The organism is Nocardioides immobilis (assembly GCF_003515065.1).
GTDB lineage: Bacteria > Actinomycetota > Actinomycetes > Propionibacteriales > Nocardioidaceae > Nocardioides > Nocardioides immobilis.
In genome coordinates, this window is the sequence record NZ_QXGH01000022.1 from 25,081 (window position 1) to 50,388 (window position 25,308).

Here is a 25,308-nt window from a genome sequence, read left to right on the forward strand (position 1 = left end):
TCCGAGTCGGTGATGAGTGGGTCAGTGACAGATCGAGGTCAGCCGGTCGTCGTCCTTCGGTCCGCCGCCGGGCGCGGTGCTCAGGACGTGGCACCCGGTGGGCACGCCGTCGACGCGCAGGTAGCCGCGCTCGCGAACCGCCGAGGTTGCCCGGCCGTCGACGTACACGACGTCCGCGGTGGTCTCGCCGGCCGGGACGTGCACCGCGGCGACAGTGTTGCCGGGCACGGAGACGCCGACGTCGGTGCGGCCGTCGACGCTGTGGAACGCCGCGCCGATGCCGCCCTTCAGGGTCGGCAGCGTCACGCTCGCCCAGTCGACCGCCTGCGGCTGCGGCCGTACGGCGAACGCGCCGTATCCCGGTGTGGTGGGACGGATCCCGAACATCCCCTGCGGGACGTTGTACGCCGGCGAAGCGGCCCACGGGTGGGAGTAGGTCATGTTGGACTTCAGCGACGCGTCCCAGGCCTCGCCGGTCGCGCCGGCGCCGTCGTTGATCATGTTCAGCCAGCTGCGCGTCCCGGTACTGGTCAGCAGCTGGTAGGCCAGGTCCGAGCGGTCGCCGTTGTAGAGCGACTCGATGAGGAACGCCGCGCAGTAGACGCTGCACTGCATGCCGCGGGAGCCGACGTAGTCCGCGGCACGCGCGGCGCGGGCGGCGTCCGGCACCCCGAACGCGCTGGCGAAGACGCTGGCGTGGACCGCCCAGTGGTCCACCGGGGTGCGGTCGGCGTTGAGCCCGTCGCGGTAGGCGCCCTTGGCGTCGTCCCACAGCCGCTCGTTGATCGCGGTGCGGAGCCGATCGCCGGTGACCCGGAACGACGCGGCGTCCGCGTCCTTGCCGAGCGCCTCGGCGATCGCGGCCATGTCCATGAAGCTGCGGTAGCCGAGCGCGTTGATGACGGTGTTGTACGGCCGGAAGACGTAGCCGTCGCGCTCGGAGGACGGCCAGTCGACGATGTCGCAGTCGGTCTGGCTGCTGCAGCCGTTCGAGCGGAAGTCCTTGCGGATCAGGCCGGTCTCCTGCTCGACCCACTCGCTCGGCAGCTTCTGCACCAGCTGGTCGTAGCTCCGCTCGAGCTGGGCCACGTCACCGGTCTGCTGGAAGCTGTCGTGCATCGCGAGGATCGTGTACATCGGCCACTCCGTCGGCCACGTGCGCCGGGTGAGCAGGTAGTCGATCGAGTAGTTGCCGAGCGTCGGGTCCGACGAGGTGAAGAAGTTGGCCATCATCTGCAGGTAGCTGTCGGCCTCGTAGGGCTCGCGCTCGCGGGTCCACGAGTCGACGTAGAGGTTGTGGTTGGTCGCTTCCACTGTGTTGCGCGACAGCTGCCAGACCTGGTTGAGAGCGTCGTCGGACGAGCTGAACACGGCCGCGCTGGTGTCGAACGGGTAGACCTGCGCGAGCGCCGGGAAGTCCGCCGCCGTCAGCCCGGGCGGGGCGCCGATCACCTCGAGGTAGCGGAACACCCGCATGCCCCACGTCTCCAGGTGCTGCGGCCCGTCCACGAGCGTCCACCTGTCCTGGTAGGTGTTGCCGGTGCGCATCGCGTAGCGCACGGTCCGGGGTGCGGAGAGCTCCTCGCCGAACCTCAGGTCGACCACCTGGCCGGCAGTCCCGGTCAGGTCGAGGCTGACGCCGCCGACCCAGGTCCGGCCGTAGTCCACGAAGTAGTGCCCGGGCACCTTCTCGACCACCTCGACCGGCAGCTCGAGGCGCTGGGCCACCTTGTCGGTCGGCGTCGCCACGAGGGCGTCGTACTGCGCCTTCGGCGTGGCCGGCTGCCAGCTGCTGTCGTCGAACCCGGGGCTGTCGAAGCCGGCTGGGTACGCCGCCGCCTGGAGGTTCTCCTTCGGCGCGGTGAAGTACTGGGTGCCGATCGAGCCGGCCGAGGGGAAGACCGAGGCGCCGGGCAGCGTGGTCCAGTGCTCGCCGGTGCCGAAGGTCTGGCGGCTGCCGTCGACGTACTCCACCACGACCTGGGCCTGGAACCGCTTGTCGCGGGTCGTCCAGGCCAGCGCTCCGAGCGCGTTCGCGCCGCCCTCACGGACCAGGTCGGTGACATCGAATCCGTCGTAGCGGGTCTCGGTGCTGATCGACCGGGTCGGGCCGAGGCCGACGAACCGGCCGTTGAGCCAGAGCTTGTAGACGTACTGCCGGCCGGGCTCGGGCGACGAGCCGGTGGCGAATGCGGTCGCCCAGGCGACCTCCTTGCCGGGTGCGGTCGCGAACTCGCCGCGCAGGAAGGCCCAGTCGGTGCTGCCGACGCCGTACACGCAGTTCTGGCCGGTGCCGATCGCGAGCCGCCCGCCGGAGACGGTCCCGCAGGGGAAGTCGGTGCTCGGCGCCTCGAAGTCGTTGCCGTAGAGGGCGGCGCCGTCGGCACCGGTCACGGTGAGGTCGTCCCAGGTGCTGCGCTCGCTGCCTCCGGTGCGGAAGCCGATGCTGCCGCTGGTGAAGCGGACGCCCTCGGTGGTGTCGACCAGGGTCTCGTCGAGGTAGGTGCGCACGGTCGAGCCGGACACCTCGATCCGGATCCGGTAGTCGGTTCCGCGCTGCAGGCTCACCCCGAGCGGGACGGCCTTGAGCTGGGTGAACGTGCCGTTGACCCGCTGGTGCGGCGCGAGCTGGTTGACCCCGTCGCCGCGGAACTGCCACATCAGGTAGTTGTCGGCGTCCTGGGCGTTGAAGACGACCGTCGCGTTCTGCGTGGTGATCGAGAATGTCGCCTCGAGGGTGTAACCGCTCCACCCGAGTGACGCCGGGGCGCCGAGCCAGATCGGCCTGCTGTCGCCCCAGTCGTCGCCGATCGCCGTACCGAAGTGCGCGGGGAGCGACCAGGGCGAGACCCTGCCGTCGCCGCTCCAGGTGCGGACCCGCCACTCGTAGCCCTCGCCGTGCGTGAGCGCCGGGCCGGCGTACGGGACGTTCGTGCTCGCGGCCGACGCCACCTTGCGGGAGTCCCAGACCAGGTTTCCGGAGACCAGCCCCGCCCGTGAGGTGGCGACCTGCACCTGGTAGGCGGACTGGCGGGCCGACGGCACGTGCCAGCCGAGGATCGGGCCGGTCAGGTCGTCGACGTCCGACGGCGCGGTGCGCTGTTCCACCGTGAGGCCGGACGGGATCGCGGCCGTTGCCGCGGACGTCGCGGGTGACGACGGCATCGCGACCAGGAGCAGCGCCGCGATCAGCAGGAGTGCGACGGCGAGCGGGGAGCGGCGGATGCCGGGCATTCAGGACTCCTAGGGGTCTGAAACGATTCAAGCCCACGGTAGGGAGGGAGTGACAGCAGTCACAAGCCTTTGACCGGATCCGGCCAGTCGGAGGCGGTCGGCTCCGGTCAGATCAGCCCCGTCCGCACGGCGTGGACGACCGCCTCGATCGAGGACTCCACGCCGAGCTCGTCCGCGATGGCACGCAACCGGCGCCGTACGGTGCGCTCCGAGACGCCCACCCTGCGGGCGATCGCGTCGGTCGTGTGGCCACGGGACAGCAGCCGCAGGATCTCGACGTCGAGGTCGCTCGGCCGCCAGCCGGGCTTCCCGCACTGGTTCCTCCGCCGCTGGTCGATCACGTCAGCCGGCCTCCCCTACCACGATCACGTGCAGGACCCGCGGGCCGTGCACGCCCTCGACCCGGTCGAGCTCGATGTCGCTCGTCGCGCTGGGGCCGCTGATCCAGGTGAGCGGCCGGCCCGGGTCGAGCACGGCGAGCGCGTCGGCGACGTCGGCGACGACCTGGTCGGCCCGGACCACGCACACGTGCCGGTCCGGGACGAGCGTGACCGCCCGCCGTCCCTGGTCGGGCGCGTGGTCGAGCACGATGGTGCCGGTCTCGGCGATCGCGACCCGGCAGCAGGTGACGACCGCGTCCATCGCGTCGAGAGCGTCGGCCGACAGGCCGTCGTCAACGATGACATCGGCGAGGGCGCTGCGGAGGTCGTCCGGCAGCCCCGGCGGTACGACGACGCGGGCCCCTGCCGGGAGCGCCGCCGCCACCGTCCCGGCGACGTCTCCGGCCGCGCAGTGCACGACTGTCGCGCGGTAGTCCGCCACCCGCTCGGCGAAGTGCGCGACCAGGTCGGCCACCCGGGTGCCGGGCGGGGCGGTGACCGGCGCCGGGTCGGGCTCGACGGCGGCCAGCGCGCTGCGCACCCGGCCGAGGATGTCGTCCCGGGCGCTCATGGGTCGAGCCTCCCGTCGGTCCGGCGCCACCAGGCACGGAACGACTCCGGCGGCGCCTTCGGCAGGTCGCGGGCCGACGTCCACCTCGACGCACCGAGCCTCCGTCCCACCCCGACGCCCACGCCGGTGAGCCGCTCGGCCAGCCGCAGCCGGCCGCCGCGGGAGAAGGTCCACGCCGCCGACTTCATCGCGACCGCCTCCGGTTTGGGCACCCGGTCCTCGCGGTGACCGTCCACGACCTTCGAGCGCAGGTGCACCAGCACCTCGGGGATGTCGATGAGCACCGGACACGCCTCGAAGCACGCCCCGCACAGCGTCGAGGCGTAGGGCAGGGAGTCCGTCTGCGGGTCGCCGGTCCCCTTCAGCAGCGGGTTGAGGATCGCACCGATCGGGCCCGGGTAGACCGAGCCGTAGGCATGCCCGCCGACCCGCTCGTAGACCGGGCAGACGTTGAGGCAGGCGGAGCACCGGATGCAGCGCAGCGCCTGGCGGCCGACGTCGTCGGCGAGGGCGCGCGTCCGGCCGTTGTCGAGGAGCACGACGTGCACCTCCTGCGGGCCGTCGCCGGGCGTGACGCCGCTCCAGGTGGACGTGTAGGGGTTCATCCGCTCCCCCGTCGACGACCGCGGCAGCAGCCGCAGCAGCGGATCGAGCTCGGCCCAGCTGGGCACCACCTTCTCGATGCCGACCACGCTCACCAGCACCTCGGGGAGGGTGAGGCACATCCGGCCGTTGCCCTCCGACTCGACGACGACGAGGGTCCCGGTGTCCGCGACCGCGAAGTTCGCACCCGACACGGCCATCCGGGCGCGGAGGAACTTCTCGCGCAGGTGCGCCCGCGCCGCAGCCGCGAGGACGGCCGGCTCGTCGGTCAGGTCGGCCGGCGCCGCGCGGCCCACCTCGCCCATCCGGCGGCGGAAGATGTCGCGGATCTCCGCACGGTTGCGGTGGATCGCCGGCACCAGGATGTGGCTCGGTAGGTCGCCGCCGAGCTGCACGATCAGCTCGGCCAGGTCGGTCTCCCACGCCGCGATCCCCTCGGCCTGGAGCGCCTCGTTGAGCCCGATCTCCTGGGTGACCATCGACTTGACCTTGACGACCTCGTCGACGCCGTGCCGCTGCGCGACCTCGATCACGACCTGGTTGGCCTCGTCGGCGTCGCGCGCCCAGTGGACCGTCGCACCACGGGCGGTGAGCGACTCCTCGAGCTGCACCAGGTGCTCGTCGAGACCCCGCAGCGCCCGGTCCTTCACGGCTGCGCCGGCCAGCCGCAGCTCCTCCCAGTTCTCGACCTCGTCGACGACCCTCGCCCGTTTCCCACGGATGGTCGCGGTGGCATGGGCGAGGTTGTGCCGCAGCTGGGTGTCCGCCAGCGCCGCCCGCGCGGCGGTGGGGAAGGGCGGCATGCCGACGAAGGTGTGCGTCATCGGGCGTCGCCCTCGGTCGAGGCGAGGATCTCGGCGAGGTGCATCACCCGCACCCCGGCGCGGCCCCGGGAGAGCAGGCCGCCGATGTGCATCAGGCAGGAGTTGTCGCCGGCGACGAGCACCTCTGCGCCCGTCTCGCGCACGTGCCGCGCCTTGTCGGACCCCATCGCGATCGACGTGTCCGCGTTCTTCACGGCGAACGTCCCGCCGAAGCCGCAGCACTCCTCGGCGTGCGGGAGGTCGACCAGTCGCAGTCCGCGCACGTCCTCGAGCAGGCGCCGCGGCCGATCGCCGACGCCCAGCATCCGGAGCGAGTGGCAGGTGGGGTGGTAGGTCACCCGGTGCGGGAAGTAGGCGCCGACATCGGTCACGCCGAGCACGTCGACGAGGAACTCGGTCAGCTCGTAAGTGCGCGGCGAGGTGGCCGCGACTGCCCGCTCGAGCCCGGCGTCACCGGACCGCTGCGCGACCAGCCGGTGCTGGTGGCGCACCGACCCCGCGCACGACCCGGACGGCGTCACGATGGCGTCGTACCCCTCGAAGGCGTCGACGAAGGTCCGCACCACCGGCACCGCCTCGTCGAGGTAGCCGGTGTTGACCATCGGCTGCGCGCAGCAGGTCTGGGCCTCCGGGAAGTCGACGTCGACGCCGAGCCGTCGCAGGAGCCGTACGACGGCCGCGCCCGTGCCCGGGAACATCGCGTCGTTCACGCACGTGACCATCAGGGCGACTCGCACGCTGCCGGCCTCTCCTCTCTCGCGGGACCCGACGGGCCCCTCCCGATCATGCCTGTCCTGGGGCCCCTCAGCCGGGCACCACCTTGTCGACGTACGGGACCAGCCGCACCGGGCCGGTCAGTCCGTAGCTCTGCCGGGTCGCGACGCCGTAGACGGACGGGGTCACGACGCGGAGCCGGTTGAGGAGGGTCGAGGCGACCTCGACCTCGACCTCGTTGCGCCCGGGCAGCAGCCGGTGACCCAGGTCGATGGTCGGGTCGAGCGGGTCGCAGGGCGGCAGCTGCTCGCCGTTCACCCGCACCACGAAGGTGTCGTTGACCTCGCCGAGCTCCAGCACCGCGCCGTCGTCCTCGGTCCAGTCCGCGCCGAGGTCGACCACCGTGCGGTAGCGGCCGATGCCCGCGACGTCCTCCAGGCCGGTCACCTTGGACCAGGACTGCAGGGCGGCGAGGTCGACGCGGTGGATGTCCTTGGTGGTCGCGAGGTTCTTCGGGTCCGCCGGGTCGGCGGGTCGCCAGTCCTCCAGCTCCAGCGTCCAGGTCGTGGGGGTCACCGGCTCCCGCACCCGGTCGACGCGGGTCCTCGTCGTCCGGCCCCCGGTCCAGGTGACCTGGTGGGTGCCGGCGGTCGTCGTCCGCAGCGCCGGCCGGGTGCCGTGCAGGACGAACTCCTGACCGGCTCCCTGCAGCATCGTCCGGGTCGGGTCGTCGCCGGGGTCTGCGAGCACCACGATCGTCGACTGCCCCGGCACGAGGTCGACCCGCACCCGCACCCGGCTGCCACTGCGTTCGTACGCCGCGACCCGCGTGACCTCACCGCTCCATGCGTCGAGCAGCCACGGCACGGCCCTCGGGCTGGTCGCGGTCAGCCACACGTCCTGGGTGACCCGGTTGAGACGCCTGTTCTCGGCGTGGCGGGCGTTGGCGAGGTAGTAGACGTCGATGTCCCCGGAGACCCGCCGTACGTGCATCAGCGTGGAGTCGGCGTGCTCGACGTCGCGTACGACGCCGAGGGCGGCGAGCGCCGTACCGACCTCTGCCTCGGGGACGGTGCGCGTGGTGCCGAGCGCAGCCACCTGCTCCATCAGGCTGCGCACCTCGGCGACGTCGGCCGCGTCGTGACGACCCGCGGGCGTGACCGCCGCCCAGCTGCCGATCAGCACGATCGGGAGCCCCGCCCGACCGAGCGCGAGGATCCGCCGGGCGCCGTCGACGTCCATGGTCACGGCGTTGCTGCGCAAGGAGTCGGGTCCGACGACGAGCGCCTTGTAGCCCGGCCCGTCCGGGGCCAGCCGCCCGTCGCGCACGACCGCGGCCTCGAACTCGAGCAGGGAGGCGCTCAGGAACGAGTGCGACCAGCCGAGCTTGGTGCCGTTGTTGGTGATCCACTGCGGCCCGATGCCGGTCGACGCCCACCCCTTGTGGCGCCAGAACGCGACGTCGTACTTCGCAGCCCCGGTCTGCAGCACCAGCTGGTTGCGGGCGAGGTACGCCGCGATCCCGGGCAGGTGCTGCCACTGCGGGGTGCGCGGCCCCCAGGCCTCGCCGAACCCGATCGCGCCGTTGTAGTACGGCGAGAACGCCGCGAAGCCCGGCCAGGTGACGTCCGGCGCCTGGGCGTAGGGGAAGCCGTGGATCATCAGCTGGTTCACCCCGGCGACGAAGATGCTGTTGATGGTGAACAGCGCCTGGTTCTGCGCGGTCGGGCTGACGCTGTTGGCACCCCAGGTGGTGTTGTAGGCGGCGCCGTTGTAGCAGATCGCCTCGCACGAGAGGACCTTGCGGCCGGCGAGGTCCCGCCCCGCGGCCATCACCCGGTAGTCGTCGAGGTTCTTGAACCCGAGCGACTCGGTCTCGGGCACGTCGACGATGCCGGCGTGCTGCATGGTGTCGGTCTCCAGGCCGTAGGGCTGGATCCGGATGCCCATGCCGAGGCCGCGGGCGAAGTCCTGGAGCGGCCGGAGGTGGTGGTCGAGGTAGAGGTCCGAGAGCACCTGGTTGTAGTCGTCACGGATCTCGTTGGTGCGCAGCGTGTCCGCCGTCGCGGGGTCGGCCGCGGCGAGCACGAACTGGTACTTCTCGTCCTTCTCGAGCACCACCGGCAGCCACGGGCGCAGGTCGTAGGCGCGGCTGGTCTCGAACTCGTCGAGGAAGTCCGCGGTCCAGATGGTCGCGTCGGTCTCGATCTCGAGCGAGTCCTCGAAGAGGTTGCCGCCCGCCGACCGCAGCAGCGCCCGCAGCTCGCCGTCGAGCACCCGGCGTTCCCACAGGTCGATGAGCGCAGCGGCGCCGCGGCTGCTGAAGTGGTCGACGACGTAGGACCGCGGGGACGTGTGCGGACCGGCCTCGGGCTCCTGCCCGGACCCGCGGCGCCAGGTCGCGAGCAGGACCCAGGTCGCGCCGGAGGGGTCGGCGGGGGCGGTCCAGGTGACGTGCTCGTCGGCGACTGACCCGGTCAGGTCGACGTACGACGACGGGTCGAGGATGGTGCTGGTGACGTTGCCGTTGCGGTCGCGGACGTAGCCCGTCACCCGGTGGGCCTGCACGGTGACCAGCTCGGCGCGGGTCACGCCCGACGCGGCCTCGACCACGGGCTCGGGCAGCGCCGCGTCGTACGTCGCGCCTGCGGCGACCATCGCCTGCCCGTGCACCAGCTCGGTGCAGGCCGCGTCGTCGTCGGGCGTGATCGTGGAGACGGCGGCCGGCCAGGAAGGACCGACGGTGATGTCGATCCGGACGCCGCGCTGGGCGGCCCGCGTCAGCGCGGCCTTCACGCCGGCGACCCACGGCGCGGTGCCCCAGCCGTGCGAAGCGGTGTCGATCTCGATGTTGCGTGCCCGCAGGCTGTGGGTGACGTCGGCGACCTCGAGCACGCCGAACCCGGCGTCCGCGACCTGGTCGACCTCGCGGGCGATCTCCGCGGGATCGACCAGGCCATGCGGCCACCACCAGCGGAAGCCGGCGGCGGTCGCGGTCCCGGGCTTGCGGAAGGTCTTCGCCAGCTCCTCCGGCAGGCCGCCGCTGAGGACGGCCGCGGCGCGGGCCGGGGGCACGGCGGAGCCGGCCGCACCGACCACGGCAGCCGTACCGATGGTCGCGGCAGCTGCTCCGAAGAGCGAGCGTCGGTTGAGGCGGGCGCCGGGCGTGGGTTCGGTCATCGTGCGACCTTCCGGGAGGAGGGGTGGGGGGAGGAAGGGAGAGATGGGTACGGCGGGCTCAGCGGATGCGTGCCTCCGCGGCCGCCCAGTCGAGCCCCTCGCGGGGCTGGTAGCGGCGGACGTCGTAGGACCGGCGGACGAGGTCGCGCATCGCCGCCAGGTCGGGCAGGTCGGCGCCCAGGCTGCGGCCCTGGACGAGCACGTTGCCGAGCGCGGCCGCCTCGACCGGGCCGGCCACGACCGGCAGTCCGCAGGCGTCGGCGGTGAGCTGGCAGAGCACCTCGTTCTGCGAGCCGCCGCCGACGACGTGCAGGACCTCGGGCGAGACACCGGCCAGCTCGGTCGCGGTCCGCAGGTGCCGCCGGTAGGCGACGGCGAGGCTGTCGACGATGCAGCGGGCGATGGCGACCGGTGAGTGCGGGACCTGTTCCCCGGCCTCGGCGGCGAGCGCCGCCACTCGTTCGGGCATCGGGTCGGCCGCGGTGCTGGGCGCGAGCAGGCGCGGGTCGTTGATGTCGACGATGCTCCGCAACGGAGGGAAGTCGGCCGCGGCCTCGATGAGCGACCGGAGCTCGACGTCCTGGTAGCGCCGCTCCGACCACGAGCGCAGCGACTCGGAGAGCACCCAGAGCCCGGTGACGTTCTTGAGGAACCGGACGGTGCCGTCGACCCCGGCTTCGTTGGTGAAGTCCGCGAGCCGCGCGGCCTCGGACAGCACCGGCGCGTCCAGCTCCAGGCCGACCAACGACCAGGTGCCGGAGGAGAGGTAGCCGAAGTTGCGCCCCTCGGCAGGCACACCCACGACGGCCGAGGCCGTGTCGTGGGAGCCGACCGCGACGACCGGCACGTCGGCCGCGGCGCCCAGGTCGCGCGCGACCTCGGGCAGCAGCGGCCCGAGGACCGAGCCGGGGTCCCGCAGCGGCGGGAGGATCCCCCACGGGATCCCGAGCCGCCGGCACAGGTCGGTCGCCCACTCGCCGGTGCGGACGTCGTACAGCTGGGTCGTGGAAGCGTTGGTCCGCTCCGCGCCGGCGGCCCCGGTCAGCCAGTAGCCGAGCAGGTCGGGCAGGAGGAGCATCGCCTCCGCCGCCTCGAGGGCGGCCGAGCCGCGCGCGGCGACGAGCTGGTAGAGCGTGTTGAACGGCAGCTGCTGGATCCCGGTCGTGGCGTAGAGCTCGGCCGCACCCACCTCGGCGACGACCTTCTCGGCGACCCCGTCGGTGCGGGCGTCCCGGTGGGAGTACGGCGAGCCGAGCAGCGCGCCGTCCCGGTCCACCAGGCCGTAGTCGATCGCCCATGAGTCGATCCCGACCCCGTGCAGGGGCCCGGTCCGGGCGACCTCGCGGATGCCGGCGAGCGTCTCGCGGTAGATGCCGAGGACGTCCCAGAACAGCGAGCCGCCTGCGCGCACCGCCCCGTTGGGGAAGCGGTGCAGCTCGTTGATCTCCACCCGGTCGCGGGTGATCCGGCCGGACATGACCCGGCCGGACGTCGCCCCGAGGTCGACCGCGGCAACCCGCACCGTCTCACTCATGGCCGCGGGTCATCGCAGGAACGCGGCCGCCACCCCGGCGTCGACCGGGATGTGCAGGCCGGTGGTGTGGGTGAGCTCGGGGCTGCACAGCACGAACACGGCGTTGGCGATGTGCTCGGGCAGGACCTCCCGCTTGAGGATCGTCCGCTGGGCGTAGAACTTGCCGAGGTCCTCCTCCTCCACGCCGTAGACGGCCGCGCGGTTGGCGCCCCAGCCGCTCGCGAAGATCCCGGACCCCTGCACGACGCCGTCGGGGTTCACGCCGTTGACCTTGATGCCGTGCTGGCCGAGCTCGGCGGCCAGCAGCCGGACCTGGTGCGCCTGGTCGGCCTTGGCGGCGCCGTACGCGACGTTGTTGGGGCCGGCGAAGATCGAGTTCTTGCTGGAGATGTAGACGATGTCGCCGCCCATCCCCTGCTCGATCATCACCTTCGCCGTCGCCTTGGCGACCAGGAACGAGCCCTTGGCCATCACGTCGTGCTGGAGGTCCCAGTCCTTCTCGGACGTCTCCATCAAGGAGCGCGAGAGGGAAAGACCGGCGTTGTTGACGACGAGGTCGACCCCGCCGAAGGCGAGCACAGCGGCATCCACCGCCGCCTGCACCGCAGCGGCGTCGCTGACGTCGACCTGCACGCCGACCGCGACGTCGCTGCCGCCTCCCGAAGATCGGGCAATCTCGGCCGCGGCGGCCTCGGCCTTCTCCAGCGACAGGTCGGCGATGACGACGCAGGCCCCCTCGGCCGCGAGCTTCGCGGCCGTCGCCTTGCCGATGCCGGACGCAGCGCCGGTGACGAGGGCGACGCGGGTGGCGAGCGGCTTGGGCTTCGGCATCCGCTGGAGCTTGGCCTCCTCGAGCGCCCAGTACTCGATCCGGAACTTCTCGACCTCGTCGATCGGCTGGTACGTCGACAGCCCCTCGGCGCCGCGCATCACGTTGATCGCGTTGACGTAGAACTCCCCCGCGACGCGCGCGGTCTGCTTGTCCTTGCCGAAGCTGAACATGCCGACACCCGGCACGAGGACGACAAGGGGGTCCTTGCCACGGATGGCCGGCGAGTCCGGCGTCGCGTGCCGGTCGTAGTAGGCCTGGTAGTCCTCGCGGTAGCTGACGGCGAGCTCCTGGAGGCGCGCGACCGACTCCTCGACCGAGGCGGTCGCCGGCAGGTCGAGCACGAGCGGCTTGACCTTGGTGCGCAGGAAGTGGTCCGGGCAGGAGGTTCCCAGTGCCGCGAGCCGCGGGTGCTCCGCGTGGGCCAGGAAGTCCAGGACCTCCTCGGAGTCGGTGAAGTGGCCGACCATCGGCCGGTCCGCGCTCGCGATGCCGCGGATGGTGGGCGCGAGGGCGGCGGCCTTCGCGCGGCGCTCGGCGGGCGTGAGCGCGTCGTACCCCTCGAGGGCGGGGCCGAACGGCTCGGCCTTGGAGTTCTCCTCGACGTACGACGCCGCGGTGTCGATGATCATCAGCGAGTGCGCCTCGGCCTCCTCGCTGGTGGCGCCCCAGGCGGTGATGCCGTGGCCGCCGAGGATGCAGCCGATGGCCTGCGGGTTGCGCTCCTTGATCTCGGCGATGTCGAGCCCGAGCTGGAAGCCGGGACGCCGCCACGGCACCCAGACGACCCGGTCGCCGAAGATCTCCTTGGTGAGCGCCTCGCCGTCGGCGGCGGTCGCGATCGCGATGCCGGAGTCGGGGTGGAGGTGGTCGACGTGGGCCGCGTCCACGAGACCGTGCATGGCGGTGTCGATCGAGGGGGCGGCGCCACCCTTGCCGTGGAGGCAGTAGTCGAAGGCAGCGACCATCTCGTCCTCGCGGTCGACGCCCGGGTAGACGTCGACGAGCGCGCGCATCCGGTCGAGGCGGAGTACGGCGAGGCCGGACCCGGTCAGGGTGCCGAGGTCGCCGCCGGAGCCCTTGACCCAGAGCAGCTCGACGGGCTCACCGGTGACCGGGTCGGTCTCGGTGCCCTTCGCCGAGGTGTTGCCGCCCGCGTAGTTGGTGTTCTTGGGGTCGGCGCCGAGGCGGTTGGACCGGGCGATCAGCGCGGCCGCTGCGGGGTTGGTCATGATGCCTTTCTGAGGTCTTCCGAAGGGAGGGTCAGGTCCAGGACAGCTGGGTGCCGCCGACGCGCGCCGCCTCGATCTGGGCCTGGTAGCCGGAGTCGGCGTAGGCGCGCATCGGGTCGGCCGGCAGGCCGCGCTCCTCGCGCCAGGCGGCGAGGTCGGCGCGGACGTCGGTGTAGAAGGCGTCCATGAGGACCTGGTGGGCGCCGAGCACGTCGCCCGCCTCCTGGGCGGCCGTCAGCGCGTCACCGTCGACGAGCAGCGCCCGCGCCGTCATCTCCTGCACGTTGAGGACCGACCGGATCTGGCCGGGGATCTTCTCCTCGACGTTGTGGCACTGGTCGAGCATGAAGGCGACCTCGCTGTCGGGCCCGTAGCCGCCGCCCCGGATGACCTCGAAGAGGATCCGGAACAGCTGGAACGGGTCCGCCGCGCCGACGATGAGGTCGTCGTCGGCGTAGAAGCGGGAGTTGAAGTCGAAGGAGCCGAGCTTCCCGAGCCGCAGCAGCTGCATGACGATGAACTCGATGTTGGTGCCGGGCGCGTGGTGGCCGGTGTCGAGGCACACGACCGCGCGGTCGCCGAGCGCGGCCACCTGGGCGTACGACGTGCCCCAGTCCGGCACGTCGGTGTGGTAGAACGCCGGCTCGAAGAACTTGTACTCGAGCACCAGCCGCTGGTCGGCGCCGAGCCGCTCGTAGATCGTCGCGAGCGAGTCCGCCAGCCGGTCCTGCCGGCCGCGCAGGTCGGCCTGCCCGGGGTAGTTGCTGCCGTCGGCGAGCCAGATCTTGAGGTCGCGCGATCCGGTCGCGTCCATGACGTCGAGGCACTCGAAGTGGTGGTCGATCGCCTTCTGCCGGTTCTTGGCGTCGGCGTTGGTCAGGGCGCCGAACTTGTAGTCGTCGTCCTGGAAGGTGTTCGAGTTGATGGTCCCTAGGCGCACGCCGTGGTCGGCGGCGAACCGGGAGAGGGCGGCGTAGTCGTCGACCTTGTCCCACGGGATGTGGAGGGCGACGCTCGGAGCCAGGCCGGTGAAGCGGTGGACGGTCGCCGCGTCAGCGATCTTCTCCTCGACGCTGCGCGGGGTCCCCGCCGTACCGAAGACCTTGAAGCGGGTGCCGGAGTTGCCGAACGCCCACGAGGGCAGCTCGATCGCCTGGCCCTCGAGCCGTTCGGCGATGGCCGCGAAGCCGCTCTGACTCGTCATGATCGGATGCTTTCTGCGAGCTGGTCGTCGAGGTTGAACACCTCGCGGAGGAGGACGAGACCCCGGTCCGGGGCGCCCTCCAGGTCGATGAAGTACGGCGCCATGTCCGCCTGCCACCGGGCGTTGACCGCGGTGCGGTCCATGGCTTCCTGCGCTGCTGCCAGGTCGTCGGACTCGACGTACCCGACGAGCAGCCCGTCTTCCCGCAGGAACAGGGAGTAGCTGCGCCACCCGGTCTCGGCAAGTGCGGCGAGCATCTCGGGCCAGACGGCCCGGTGACGATCGGCGTACTCCTCGATCAGGTCCGGTCGGACCTGGAGGGTGAAGCAGTAGCGGGGCATGGTGGTGCCGCCTCCCTGTTCCTGCGGTGGTTGAGGACGCGTCGGTTCCGAGCGGTTGCTCAGAAGTCGAAGTCGTTGATGTTGCTCTTGTCGAAGACGTACGGCTCGCCGAGCAGGACGACGCCGTCGGCGCCGACCGTGTACTCGCCCAGGTCTCCGGCCTCGAAGGTGTCGCCCTCGTCGCCCTCGATCTCGCCCGACGCGAGCGCATGGGCGGTGTAGGCGGCGAGGTAGCCGAGCTCCTCCGGGTTCCAGAGCGCGAAGGCCTCGACGGTGCCGTTCTCGACGTACTCACGCATCTGGTTCGGCGTCCCGAGGCCGGTCAGCGCGACCTCACCCTTGGCGTCCGACTCCGACAGGTAGCGCGCCGCGGCGGAGATGCCCACGGTGGTCGGCGAGATGATGCCCTCCAGGTCGGGGTACTGGGAGAGCAGGGCCTCGGTCTGGTCGAAGGACTTCTGGTCGTCGTCGTCGCCGTAGACCGTGTCGACGAGCTCGATGTCGGGGTAGTTGGCGGCGAGCTCCTCCTCCATCAGCGCGATCCACTCGTTCTGGTTGGTGGCGTTGGCCGCAGCCGACAGGATCGCGACCTCGCCGTTGCCGTCGATCTGCTCGGCGATCAGGTCGACCTGGGCCTTGGCGATGCCCGCGGCGTCGGCCTGGCTGACGAAGAGGTCGCGGCAGTCGGCCTCGACGTCGGAGTCGAAGGTGACGACCTTGACGCCGGCGTCGCGGGCCTGGTTGAGGGAGTCGCACAGAGCGGACGGGTCGTTGGCGGAGACCACTAGCGCGCCCACGCCCTGCTGGGCCGCGGTGTCGATGAACGGCACCTGCAGCTCGGCGGTCGGCTCGTCGGGACCGACCTCCTCGATGCTGCCCCCGAACTCGTCGGCCGCGCGCTCGCCGCCGGTGGTGCTGGCGTCGAAGTAGGGGTTGCCGAGGTTCTTGGGCAGGAAGACGATCGCGTCGCTGCCGCCGTCACCGCCGCCACCGCCGTTGTCGTCGTCGCTGCCGCAGGCGGAGAATCCGAGAGTGGCCGCCAGCGCCAGGCTGGCGAGAGCGGCGAGCCGCTGAGGGTTGCGCTTCATGGGTGTGCCTTTCGTAGCTTGTCCGGATGACCCGCATCGGTCAGGAGGCGACGAGCCGTCGGCGACGGTCGTGCCGGTGGTGCTGCTTTCAGGCGCCCGGGGGCGCCTCTGTCCCGGGGCCGCCCGGGGGTCCTGGAGGCGGCGGTGCTGCACGCCCGGGTAGGCGCAGTCGTCCACGCAGGGCGCCGAGCACGCTCCCGGAGATGACGGAGAGGATCAGCAGCCCGCCGATGATGATGTTGATCTGGTTGTCCTCGACGCTCTCGAGGCGCAGCGCGCTGGAGAGCACGCCGATGAGCAATGCGCCGGCGATCACGCCGGGCAGCGCCCCGCGGCCGCCGAAGATCGAGACGCCGCCGAGAAGCACGGCTGCGATCACCTTCAGCTCGGTGCCCTCGCCGGTGTTGCCCCGGGCGCTGTTGTAGACGAGCGCGAAGTAGATGCCGGCCATCGCGGCCACCGCACCGGCGAACACGAACAGCACGAACTTGGTGCGCTCGACGTCGACGCCGGTGAAGCGTGCGGCCTCGTCGTTCAGGCCGATCTCGAAGACGCCGCGGCCGAAGGTCGTGAAGTGCAGCAGGACGAGGAACAGGACGGCCAGGACGGTGATCGGGACGAGCACCAACGGGAAGCGTGACCCTTCGCTGATGCGGTCGAGGGCGAGATCGCGCCACTCCTGGGGGAAGCCGGTGTACTGCGTGGTGCCGGTCAGGCCCACGGCGATCCCGCGGAACAGCGCGAGGGTTCCGATGGTCACGGCGAGGGACGGCAGCCCGACGTACGCGACGAGGAAGCCGTTGACCGCTCCGCAGATGGTGCCGACGACGACGGCGACCGCAGCCGCGGCCGGGATCGACCAGCCCGCCTCGAAGTGCAGGAGGGCCATGACGACCGCACTCAGGCCCATCACGCTGGCCACGGAGAGGTCGATCTCGCCGGTGACGATGATCAGCGTCATCGGCAGCGCGATGAGGAGCACCGGCGCGAGGTCTCGGAACAGGAAGTAGAGCGTCAGCGGGCCGTCGAAGAACTCGACGTTGGCCGTCGCGTAGAGGAAGACACCGACGAGCAGTGCGACGACCGCGAACTCACGGGTGGCCAGCAGGCGCAGGACGAGCGGCCGGGAGTACGACGGGTACGAGCGGGTGGGCTCCCGGTGCTCCGGGGCGAGCAGCGACGTCATGATTCCTCCCTCGCCGCGGCGAGCGTTCTTTCCTGGCGAAGGGTGAGCAGCCGGTCGAGGACGACGGCGCCGATGATCAGCGCTCCGACGACGGCGCGCTGCCAGAAGTCGTCGATGCCCAGCCGCGGCAGCGCCCGGCCGATGGTCTCGAGCAGGACCGCTCCGATCGCGGCACCCCAGACCGTGCCGCTGCCGCCGAAGATCGCGACGCCGCCGATCACTGCTGCCGCCACGGCCTCGAGCTCCATGTTGCGACCGGCGCCGGAGCTGACCGTGCCGTAGCGCGCCGCGTAGAAGACGCCGGCGAGGCCGGCAAGGGCGCCACAGAGGATGAAGGCGCCGATCACCCGACGGTTGACGGCGAGGCCGTAGAGCCGCGCCGCGTCCGGGTCCGAGCCGATGGCGTAGAGCTCGCGCCCACCGCGCGCGGTGTGGGCGTAGTAGCCGACCACCGCGAGCACGACGAGGGCGCCGACGGTGAGGACCGGGATGGTGAGGACCTGGCCGTTGCCCAGAGCGAGGAAGGAGTCGGGCAGGTCCGACGCGTAGACCCGGTCCTTGCCCGCCCACTGCAGGAAGATGCCGCGGAAGATGTAGAGCGTGCCGAGCGTGATGACCAGCGCAGGAACCTTGAAGACCGCCACCAGCACGCCGTTGACGACACCGAGCATCCCCCCGAAGGCCAGTCCGATGAAGAAGACGATCGGGTACGGCAGGCTCGGGTAGGCGATGAACACCTGGCCGGTGAGGTAGGCCGTGAGACCCAGCGTCGAGCCGACCGAGAGGTCGACGTTGCGGGTGACGATGACCGCGGTCTGCCCGATGGCCAGGAGGATCAGGATCGACGGCGTCACGAGCAGGTTGCGCCACCCCTCGCCGTCGAAGAGGAAGCTCGGGCTGACGATGGTGGTGACCGCGACCAGGGCGACCAGCACCAGGCCGACGGCGAGCTCGCGCGAGCGCAGCACCGTGGCGAGCGCGCGGTTCCTCGTCGGGAGCTCGCTCGGGTGGACCAGCACCTCGGTCATGCCGATGCCTCCTGCTTCTCGGGCCGGCCGACGGTCACGGATCGCTCGGCGCCAGCCGCTCCGTCCCCCGTGCGGGTCGCGGCGTGCATGACGGTCTCGGGGGTCGCCGTGGCGCGGTCCAGGTCGGCGGTGATCCGTCCCTCGCACACGACCAGGACCCGGTCGGCCATCCCGAGCACCTCGGGCAGCTCGGAGGAGATCATCAGGATGGCGAGGCCCTGGCCGGCGAGCTCCGACAGCAAGCGGTGGACCTCCGCCTTGGTGCCCACGTCGATGCCGCGCGTGGGCTCGTCGATGATGAGCAGTCGGGGCTCGGTCGCGAGCCACTTGGCGATGACGACCTTCTGCTGGTTGCCGCCACTCATGGTCGCCGCCGTCATGTCCAGCGCACTGGTCTTGACCTCGAGCCTGCCGGCCCACGGGCCGGACGCCTTGTTCTCGGCGCGGCTCGTGATCAGTCCCGCCGTGGACAGGCGCCGGCGGATGACGCCGGCGACGTTGCGCGCCACCGAGCTCTCCGTGACGAGGCCCTGCTGGCGCCGGTCCTCGGGCACGAACGCCATGCCGGCCCGGATCGCCGCCCGGGGGTTGTGCGCGCGCACGCCGACGCCGCCGAGACGGACCACGCCGGCGTCGTACCGGTCCATGCCGAAGACCGCCCGGGCGATCTCGCTGCGGCCCGCGCCGACGAGCCCGGCCAACGCGACGATCTCACCCGCCCGCACGGTGAAGGAGACGTCGTGGAACACACCGACGCTCTGCAGGCCGTCGACCTCGAGCACGACGTCGCCGATCTCGGCCGGGGTCTTGGGGAAGAGCTCGGCCACCTCGCGGCCGACCATCCGGGTGACGATCTCGTCGACCGACGTGTCGGTGATCGCGTCGGTGCTGACGTAGGCGCCGTCGCGCATCACGGTGACCGTGTCGCAGAGGGCGAACACCTCGTCGAAGCGGTGCGAGATGAAGACCAACGCCCGACCCTCGTCACGCAGGCTCCGTGCGACGGCGAAGAGCCGGTCGACCTCGACGCCGCTGAGCGCGGCCGTCGGCTCGTCCATGATGAGCAGCGCCGCGTCGAGCGAGATGGCCTTCGCGATCTCGATGATCTGCTGGTCGGCGATGGACAGGCCGCGCGCTGGGCGACGGGGGTCGATGTGCACGCCCAGCCGCTCGAAGAGGGCCTCCGACTCGGCGTACATCCGCGGTCGGTCGATCCGGCGCCCGTTCCGGAGCGGATGGCGGCCCATGAAGATGTTCTCGGCGACCGAGAGGTCGGGGAAGAGCGTGGGCTCCTGGTAGATCACGGCGACGCCGGCCGCCTTGGACTCGGCGGTCGAGCCGAAGTCGACGTCGGCGCCTCGGAGTCGGAACGTCCCACCATCGCGCCGATAGACGCCTGCGACGATCTTCACCAGCGTGGACTTGCCGGCACCGTTCTCGCCCACGAGTGCGTGGATCGAGCCCGGCCACACCTCGAGGGACCCCGAACGAAGGGCGGCGACGGCCCCGAACGACTTCGCGACGTCGCGCAGCTCGAGCGTCGGCCGGTCGGCGCCGGCTTCGGTTCTGGCAGACATGAAGTTCCTTGACTTTCACCGTTGAAAGGTTTCAACTACGGTTCGGATGACGTTAGGTGACCGCCGTCACGCGCGTCAAGCCTCCAGCGGAACTTTATTGAAACGAATCAATCGGCCCCGCGCGGGACAACTGGACCTAGTCTGTGCGCACATCGGAGGAGGAGAAGAGTGGGCATCGAACCGAACGGCCGACGCGTGTCGGTCAAGGACGTCGCGGCGGCCGCCGGCGTCTCGCTCGGCACCGTGTCCAACGTGCTCAACCGCCCGGAGAAGGTCCTGCCGGCCACCCGGGAGCACGTCCTCGCCGTGATCGGCGACCTCGGCTTCGTCCGCAACGACGCCGCCCGTCAGCTGCGGGCGGGCACCAACCATGCCGTCGGGATGATCGTCCTCGATGTCCGCAACCCGTTCTTCACCGACGTGGCACAGGGCGTCGAGGACCGGCTCGGCGAGCACGGCCGGCCGCTCATCCTCGGCAACTCCGGCCAGGACGCGCGCCGCGAGCTGACCTATCTCGACCTCTTCGAGGAGCAGCGCGTCAGTGGCCTGCTGATCACACCGGTCGGTCAGGTGCTGCCGCGGCTCCGGCGCCTCCGCGAGCGCGGTACCGCGGTCGTCGTGGTCGACCGGCGGACCGGAGCCCGGGAGTTCTCCTCGGTCGCGGTCGACGACAAGCGAGGCGGGCGGATCGGGGCCCAGCACCTGGTCGACTGCGGGCGGCGCCGGATCGCGTTCGTCGGCGGGCCGAAGGGGCTGAGCCAGGTCAGGCACCGCCTCCACGGCGCCCAGGACGTCGTCGACGCGTCGCCCGGCACGCAGCTGACCTACGTCGAGACCCCGACGATGGACGCGGTCGCCGGCCGCCAGGCCGCCGAGCAGCTGCTCGGCCTGGGGAAGCGCTCCAGGCCGGATGCCATCTTCGCCGGGAACGACCTGATCGCGCTGGGTGTCCTGCAGGCGCTGACCCTCGCCGGGGTGCGGGTGCCCGACGACCTCGCGATCCTCGGCTACGACGACATCGACTTCGCGGCGTCCGCGGCGATCCCGCTCAGCTCGGTGCGTCAGCCGCGCGAGCAGCTCGGGAACGTCGCCGCTGACACCCTCCTCGAGGTCATCGCCGACCCCGCCGCGAGGGTCCGCGACGTCGTGCTCGAGCCCGAGCTCGTCGTACGGCGCTCGACGGCGGGGTGACGCGCGGGGCGCGACCCGCCCTCGCGCGCAAGCCAGGCTCGCTCAGAAGCCGAGCTCGCGGCCGATGAGCTCCTTCATGATCTCGTTGGAGCCGGCCCAGATCTTGGTGACCCGGGCGTCCCGCCAGGCACGGGCGACGCGGTACTCGTTCATGAAGCCGTAGCCGCCGTGGATCTGGACGCAGTGGTCGATGACCTCGTTCTGCATGTCCGACGACCACCACTTGGCCTTGGCCGCCTCGACCGCGGACAGCTGGCCCTCGGCATGCGCCGCGACGCACTTGTCCATGTAGGCCTCGCACACCTCGACGGCGGTGACCAGCTCGGCGAGGAGGAACTTGATGTGCTGGAAGCGGCCGATCGACTGGCCGAACGCCTGGCGGTCCTTGGCGTACTGGATGGTCTCGGCCAGGATCTGCTTGGCGTGGTGGGTGTTCGCGATCGCGCAGGCGATCCGCTCCTGCGGCAGCTTCTGCATCATGTGGACGAAGCCCATGTTGAGCTCGCCGATGATCTCGGCGTCGGTCACCCGCACGTTCTCGAAGAACAGCTCGGAGGTGTCGGACTCCTCCATGCCGACCTTGTCGAGCTTGCGGCCGCGGCTGAAGCCCTCCTTGGTCGCCTCGATACCGAACAGGGTGATCCCCTTCGGGCCCTTCTCCGGGTCCGTCCGCGCAGCGGTGACGATCAGGTCGCCGGAGTAGCCGTTGGTGATGAACGTCTTCGAGCCGTTGATGACCCACTCGTCGCCGTCACGGACGGCGGTGGTCTTCAGCGCGGCGAGGTCGGAGCCGCCCGACGGCTCGGTCATGCCGATGCCGAGCAGGATCTCGCCCGAGGCCACGCCCGGGAGCCAGCGCTGCTTCTGCTCCTCGGTGCCGAGCTCGACGATGTAGGGAGCGGTGATGTCGGCGTGGATGCCGACACAGGTGGGCATCCAGGCGCCGACCTTCGCCATCTCCTCGGTGAGCACCGCGTTGAAGCGGAAGTCGTCGGCCCCGGCGCCGCCGTACTCCTCTGGGATGGCGAGGCCGAGCATGCCCTGCGCGCCCGCCTCGAGCCAGAACTCGCGGGGCAGGGACTTCTCTTGGATGTACTTCTCGGCGTTCGGGGTGACCGACCGCTCGATCCAGGTGGCCGCCGACTCGCGGAACGACTCGTGGTCCTCGTTGTAGATGTCGCGCTTCATGCCGCCGACTCTACTCGGCGGTAGCCCTCTCGGAATCGTGCGCAGGACCAACACGAGACGGCATCAGTAGTGCACCCAGCACAAGCAGGAGCGCGCAGCCGGCGACGGCGAGGAAGACGGCCTGCAGCGCAGGATCGAGTACGGCGACCGGCAGCTCCTCGAGCTTCACGGCACCCGCCGCGTCCGCTCCCCCGAGCCGATCGGCGACGACGCCGTTGGCGATGGCGCCGAACATCGCGACGCCGACCGCACTGCCGACCGAGCGGGCGAACATGTTGGCGCCCGTGGCAACCCCGCGCTGGCGGAATTCGACCGCGGACTGGAGGGCCACGATGCTCGGGCTCACGACGTACCCGAGGCCGAGGCCGAGCACCAGGCAGGCGGCCGCGAGCAGGAAGATCGAGCTGCCGGGACCGACCAGCGAGAGGATCGTCGCCCCTGCCGCGCCGAAGAACGCGCCGAGGAACAGGCAGGCCCGGAAGCCGAAGCGCAGGTAGATCCGGCCCGACGTACTGGCTGCGAACGGCCACCCGATCGCCAGCGCGGCGACCGCGAAGCCCGCCACCGTGGCGCCCGCGCCGAGGACCTGCTGGGCGTAGACGGGGACGTAGGACGTGACGCCGAGCATCACCACGCCGGCCACGAAGCCGGCCACCGTTGCGGCGTTGAGGACCCGGTGCCGGAACAGCCAGCCGGGAAGGACGGGGTCCGCGACCCGGCCCTCGACGCGCACGAACAGGAGGGTCAGCACGGCTGCCCCACCCAGGGCGACGGCGCTCTGCCAGGACCACCAGGGCCAGCGGATGCCACCCTCCAGCAGGCCGAGGAGGAGCAGCGCCGAGGCGGCGGCGACGAGGAGGGCGCCTGCCCAGTCGATGGGCCGCCGCTCGTGCGGCTCCGACATCCCGGCCTTCTCGTCGAAGCGGATCCACAGCACGACCGCGGCGAACAGGCCGAGCGGCAGGTTGATCCAGAAGATCCAGCGCCAGGAGAGGTGGTCGGAGAAGAGCCCGCCCAGCGTCGGTCCGACGACGGCGGACATCGCCCACACGCTGGCGATGTACCCCTGGGCGACAGCCCGCTCGGCCACCGAGTAGATGTCACCCATGATCGTCATGCCGGCCGGCTGGATCGCCCCGGCGCCGAGCCCCTGCAGCGCGCGGAACGCGATCAGCGCGCCCATGCTCCACGACACCGCGCACAGCACCGACCCGACCACGAACGTCCCGATGCCGAACAGCATCAGCGGCTTGCGCCCGAACGTGTCGGCGAGCTTGCCGTAGATCGGCGTGCTGATCGCCTGGGTCAGGAGGTACGCCGAGAACAGCCAGGGGAACTGGGTGAAGCCGCCGAGGTCGCGCACGATCGCCGGCACCGCGGTGGCCAGGATCGTCGCGTCGATCGCGATCAGCGCGATCGAGAGCATCACCGAGCCGAGGATCGGACCCCGGTCGCTCCGCAGCCCGACCGACGCACGGGTCGGGGCGGCGGTGGTCACACCAGGCGGCAACCGGGGCGGTACGGCGTGCATTCCCCGCCGCTCGGGTTCAGTCCTCGCCGATCTTCGAGTCCATCAGGATGTCGCTCTCCGGCGGGAGCTCGATGTCGACCGGCTCGTCGAACTCGGAGTACTCGAACCAGGCGTCCTTGGCCTCGTTGAGCCGCAGCAGGTAGTGCGGCTCGTCGACCATCACGAAGTAGGTCTCCTCGTTGGAGCCCTCCTGCAGACGGACCTTCGTCACTTCCTCGCCGCGCACGGTCGCCACGCCGTCATTGGTCGCGGTCGCGCCCTCGCGGCCGTCGCGCTCGAGGAACTCGTCGAGGTCGCAGACCTTGGCGAACTGGCTGCGGTTCTCGGTGAACTCCAGCCACCGGCCGTCGAGGTAGTCGAGGAATGCGGCGGCGTTGTCGATGCCGAGGTCGTTGAGGAACCGCGCGTCCGGCTTGATCATGATCCGCTCGTCCTTGCGCAGCACCTGCGCGGTGCCGCTGCCGAGATAGCTCATGGTCCCGGTGCAGTCGCCGTCGGAGGTGATGGACATGTTGATCGACACGTTCAGCGGGCCGTCGGGGAACTGCCCCCTCACCTGCACCGAGTCGAGGACCTTCATCTCCTTCTCGGAGTCGCGCAGGATCTCCTCCGGGGTCATCGCGACGAACGACGAATCCACCGCGTCCGTCGTGGGCTGGTCGCCGCCGCCTCCGTCGTCACCGTCGCCGACGACGAGGGCAGCGACCACTCCGCCGGTCACGGCGAGGATGCCGGCCACCACCACCGCGATCAGCGGCTTCGAGCGCGGGGCCCCGCCCGGCCGGCGGGTCGAGGGACGTCGGTCGTGGCCCGGCGGGGCGGTCGTGGCGAGGTACGCCGGCCGCGCGCCGCTGCCGTTCGACGGGTCCGGTGTCGGCGCGACCGGCGCGAACGGCGGCGGTGCGCTCGGAGGCGGCCCGGTCGGCGTCGCGGCGCGCGGGCTGGTGCCGCCGCGGGAGGGGGTGCTGCCGGCCTGGCTGCCGGACATGGTGGGCCGCAGCGCCGTACCGCCACTCGGCTCGGGTACGGCGGCGCCGGGCGTGTGCGGCAGTCGCAGCGCCGCCTGCAGGTCGGCGCGCATCGCGGCCGCCGAGGGGTAGCGCTGACTCGGCTCCTTGGCCATCGCGAGCCGGAGGATCCGGTTGGTGGCCTGCACCATCGGGCTGGTGCCGGCCAGCTGCGGGATCGTGTTGTTCACGTGGGCAGCGACGATCTGGTAGTCGCTCTGGCCCGTGAAGGGCGGGGTGCCGGTGAGCGCGACCCACATCAGGCAGCCGAGCGAGTAGACGTCGGTGACGAAGCTGGCAGCGGCCCCGCCGTGGAGCTCGGGCGCCATGTAGGTCGGCGTACCGACCGCCGACGACCCGAACCGGGTGGACGCCGCGTCCATCCGGCGGGCGATGCCGAAGTCGCCGAGGTAGGCCCGGACGGCGTGGCCGCGGATCCGCACCAGGACGTTGCCGGGCTTGATGTCGCGATGGACAAGGCCGGCGTCGTGGGCGTCGGCCAGCCCGCTCGCCACCTGCTCGATCACGCTCAGGGCGTCGACGAGGGGCGGGATTCCCGCCGTACGGATCAGCTGCCCGAGGTCGCCGTCGGCGATCAGCTGGCTGGCGATGTAGACGAAGCCGTCCTCCTCGCCGTGCGCGTAGACCGCGACCACGTGCGCCGACTCCAGGGACGCCTGGGCGCGGGCCTCACGGCTGAACCGCTCGCGGAACTCCGGGTCGTGGGCGAAGTGGGGCGCGACGATCTTGAGCGCGACCTCGCGGCCGAGGTTCTCCTCGACGGCGCGGTAGACCACGCCCATGCCGCCCTGGCCAAGCTGCTCCACGATGCGGAACCGCCCGATCCGGGCACCTGGGACGGGATA

General features: G+C 71.4%; 18 protein-coding genes. 1 reads left to right on the plus strand and 17 read right to left on the minus strand.

From position 1 onward, the window contains the following. Nucleotides 1–21: 21 nt before the first annotated feature. The 14 genes from D0Z08_RS17875 to D0Z08_RS17940 form a co-directional block, all read right to left on the minus strand. On the minus strand, nt 22–3,234 hold the full coding sequence (locus tag D0Z08_RS17875) for a family 78 glycoside hydrolase catalytic domain (protein ID WP_118926617.1): 3,213 nt from the start codon (nt 3,232–3,234) through the stop codon (nt 22–24). Between the two features lie 107 nt (nt 3,235–3,341). Beyond that, a complete protein-coding gene (locus tag D0Z08_RS17880; RefSeq protein ID WP_220454238.1) occupies nt 3,342–3,575 on the minus strand; it encodes a response regulator transcription factor in 234 nt (77 codons plus the stop codon). A 1-nt stretch (nt 3,576) separates the two neighbouring features. Next, a complete protein-coding gene (locus tag D0Z08_RS17885; RefSeq protein WP_118926618.1) occupies nt 3,577–4,185 on the minus strand; it encodes a LutC/YkgG family protein in 609 nt (202 codons plus the stop codon). Then, the gene (locus tag D0Z08_RS17890; RefSeq protein WP_118926619.1) at nt 4,182–5,612 is read right to left on the minus strand and encodes a LutB/LldF family L-lactate oxidation iron-sulfur protein; all 1,431 of its coding nucleotides are present in this window, start codon (nt 5,610–5,612) and stop codon (nt 4,182–4,184) included. The genes D0Z08_RS17885 and D0Z08_RS17890 overlap by 4 nt, the downstream gene beginning before the upstream one ends. Continuing rightward, nucleotides 5,609–6,334: a (Fe-S)-binding protein gene (locus tag D0Z08_RS17895; RefSeq protein WP_118926714.1), complete on the minus strand. Its 726-nt coding sequence runs from the start codon at nt 6,332–6,334 to the stop codon at nt 5,609–5,611. The genes D0Z08_RS17890 and D0Z08_RS17895 overlap by 4 nt, the downstream gene beginning before the upstream one ends. 82 nt (nt 6,335–6,416) lie before the next feature. Further along, nucleotides 6,417–9,506: a glycosyl hydrolase gene (locus D0Z08_RS17900; protein ID WP_118926620.1), complete on the minus strand. Its 3,090-nt coding sequence runs from the start codon at nt 9,504–9,506 to the stop codon at nt 6,417–6,419. A gap of 58 nt (nt 9,507–9,564) precedes the next feature. Beyond that, nucleotides 9,565–11,040, minus strand: a complete 1,476-nt coding sequence (locus tag D0Z08_RS17905) for a rhamnulokinase (protein ID WP_118926621.1) — start codon at nt 11,038–11,040, stop codon at nt 9,565–9,567. A gap of 9 nt (nt 11,041–11,049) precedes the next feature. After that, nucleotides 11,050–13,101, minus strand: a complete 2,052-nt coding sequence (locus tag D0Z08_RS17910) for a bifunctional aldolase/short-chain dehydrogenase (protein ID WP_118926622.1) — start codon at nt 13,099–13,101, stop codon at nt 11,050–11,052. Nucleotides 13,102–13,132: 31 nt separating this feature from the next. After that, the gene (gene rhaI / locus D0Z08_RS17915) at nt 13,133–14,305 is read right to left on the minus strand and encodes an L-rhamnose isomerase (protein ID WP_118926623.1); all 1,173 of its coding nucleotides are present in this window, start codon (nt 14,303–14,305) and stop codon (nt 13,133–13,135) included. Next, entirely contained in the window at nt 14,302–14,646 is a 345-nt protein-coding gene (locus tag D0Z08_RS17920; RefSeq protein ID WP_118926624.1) for an L-rhamnose mutarotase, read from the minus strand. Before D0Z08_RS17920 ends, rhaI begins: the two co-directional genes overlap by 4 nt. A 59-nt stretch (nt 14,647–14,705) precedes the next feature. Next, nucleotides 14,706–15,734, minus strand: a complete 1,029-nt coding sequence (gene rhaS, locus D0Z08_RS17925) for a rhamnose ABC transporter substrate-binding protein (protein ID WP_118926625.1) — start codon at nt 15,732–15,734, stop codon at nt 14,706–14,708. Between the two features lie 88 nt (nt 15,735–15,822). After that, on the minus strand, nt 15,823–16,920 hold the full coding sequence (locus D0Z08_RS17930) for an ABC transporter permease (protein WP_118926626.1): 1,098 nt from the start codon (nt 16,918–16,920) through the stop codon (nt 15,823–15,825). Further along, entirely contained in the window at nt 16,917–17,948 is a 1,032-nt protein-coding gene (locus D0Z08_RS17935) for an ABC transporter permease (RefSeq protein WP_118926627.1), read from the minus strand. The genes D0Z08_RS17930 and D0Z08_RS17935 overlap by 4 nt, the downstream gene beginning before the upstream one ends. After that, nucleotides 17,945–19,525, minus strand: coding sequence for a sugar ABC transporter ATP-binding protein (locus D0Z08_RS17940; protein WP_118926628.1), 1,581 nt, complete (start codon nt 19,523–19,525; stop codon nt 17,945–17,947). Before D0Z08_RS17940 ends, D0Z08_RS17935 begins: the two co-directional genes overlap by 4 nt. A gap of 168 nt (nt 19,526–19,693) precedes the next feature. Here D0Z08_RS17940 and D0Z08_RS17945 point away from each other — a divergent pair, with 168 nt between their 5' ends. Further along, nucleotides 19,694–20,716 (plus strand): LacI family DNA-binding transcriptional regulator, encoded by a 1,023-nt coding sequence (locus tag D0Z08_RS17945; RefSeq protein WP_245994094.1) that lies wholly within the window; start codon nt 19,694–19,696, stop codon nt 20,714–20,716. 42 nt (nt 20,717–20,758) lie between these two features. Here the strand turns inward: D0Z08_RS17945 and D0Z08_RS17950 are convergent, their stop codons facing one another. Genes D0Z08_RS17950 through D0Z08_RS17960 form a run of 3 tightly spaced genes read right to left on the minus strand, consistent with a single transcriptional unit; the run spans nt 20,759 to nt 25,269 of the window. Continuing rightward, the gene (locus tag D0Z08_RS17950) at nt 20,759–21,904 is read right to left on the minus strand and encodes an acyl-CoA dehydrogenase family protein (RefSeq protein WP_118926629.1); all 1,146 of its coding nucleotides are present in this window, start codon (nt 21,902–21,904) and stop codon (nt 20,759–20,761) included. A 10-nt stretch (nt 21,905–21,914) separates the two neighbouring features. Next, nucleotides 21,915–23,402, minus strand: a complete 1,488-nt coding sequence (locus D0Z08_RS17955; protein WP_245994096.1) for an MDR family MFS transporter — start codon at nt 23,400–23,402, stop codon at nt 21,915–21,917. A gap of 49 nt (nt 23,403–23,451) precedes the next feature. Continuing rightward, nucleotides 23,452–25,269 (minus strand): serine/threonine-protein kinase, encoded by a 1,818-nt coding sequence (locus tag D0Z08_RS17960; protein WP_182481371.1) that lies wholly within the window; start codon nt 25,267–25,269, stop codon nt 23,452–23,454. Between the last annotated feature and the right edge of the window lie 39 nt (nt 25,270–25,308).

What these genes read in the sequence shown, in the direction of transcription:
- D0Z08_RS17890 (WP_118926619.1), bottom strand. Translation starts at nt 5,612, where the DNA reads ATGACGCACACCTTCGTCGGCATGCCGCCCTTCCCCACCGCCGCGCGG.
- D0Z08_RS17940 (WP_118926628.1), bottom strand. Translation starts at nt 19,525, where the DNA reads ATGTCTGCCAGAACCGAAGCCGGCGCCGACCGGCCGACGCTCGAGCTG.
- rhaS (WP_118926625.1), bottom strand. Translation starts at nt 15,734, where the DNA reads ATGAAGCGCAACCCTCAGCGGCTCGCCGCTCTCGCCAGCCTGGCGCTG.
- D0Z08_RS17900 (WP_118926620.1), bottom strand. Translation starts at nt 9,506, where the DNA reads ATGACCGAACCCACGCCCGGCGCCCGCCTCAACCGACGCTCGCTCTTC.
- D0Z08_RS17875 (WP_118926617.1), bottom strand. Translation starts at nt 3,234, where the DNA reads ATGCCCGGCATCCGCCGCTCCCCGCTCGCCGTCGCACTCCTGCTGATC.
- D0Z08_RS17885 (WP_118926618.1), bottom strand. Translation starts at nt 4,185, where the DNA reads ATGAGCGCCCGGGACGACATCCTCGGCCGGGTGCGCAGCGCGCTGGCC.
- D0Z08_RS17910 (WP_118926622.1), bottom strand. Translation starts at nt 13,101, where the DNA reads ATGACCAACCCCGCAGCGGCCGCGCTGATCGCCCGGTCCAACCGCCTC.
- D0Z08_RS17920 (WP_118926624.1), bottom strand. Translation starts at nt 14,646, where the DNA reads ATGCCCCGCTACTGCTTCACCCTCCAGGTCCGACCGGACCTGATCGAG.
- D0Z08_RS17930 (WP_118926626.1), bottom strand. Translation starts at nt 16,920, where the DNA reads ATGACGTCGCTGCTCGCCCCGGAGCACCGGGAGCCCACCCGCTCGTAC.
- D0Z08_RS17905 (WP_118926621.1), bottom strand. Translation starts at nt 11,040, where the DNA reads ATGAGTGAGACGGTGCGGGTTGCCGCGGTCGACCTCGGGGCGACGTCC.
- D0Z08_RS17895 (WP_118926714.1), bottom strand. Translation starts at nt 6,334, where the DNA reads ATGGTCACGTGCGTGAACGACGCGATGTTCCCGGGCACGGGCGCGGCC.
- D0Z08_RS17935 (WP_118926627.1), bottom strand. Translation starts at nt 17,948, where the DNA reads ATGACCGAGGTGCTGGTCCACCCGAGCGAGCTCCCGACGAGGAACCGC.
- D0Z08_RS17950 (WP_118926629.1), bottom strand. Translation starts at nt 21,904, where the DNA reads ATGAAGCGCGACATCTACAACGAGGACCACGAGTCGTTCCGCGAGTCG.
- rhaI (WP_118926623.1), bottom strand. Translation starts at nt 14,305, where the DNA reads ATGACGAGTCAGAGCGGCTTCGCGGCCATCGCCGAACGGCTCGAGGGC.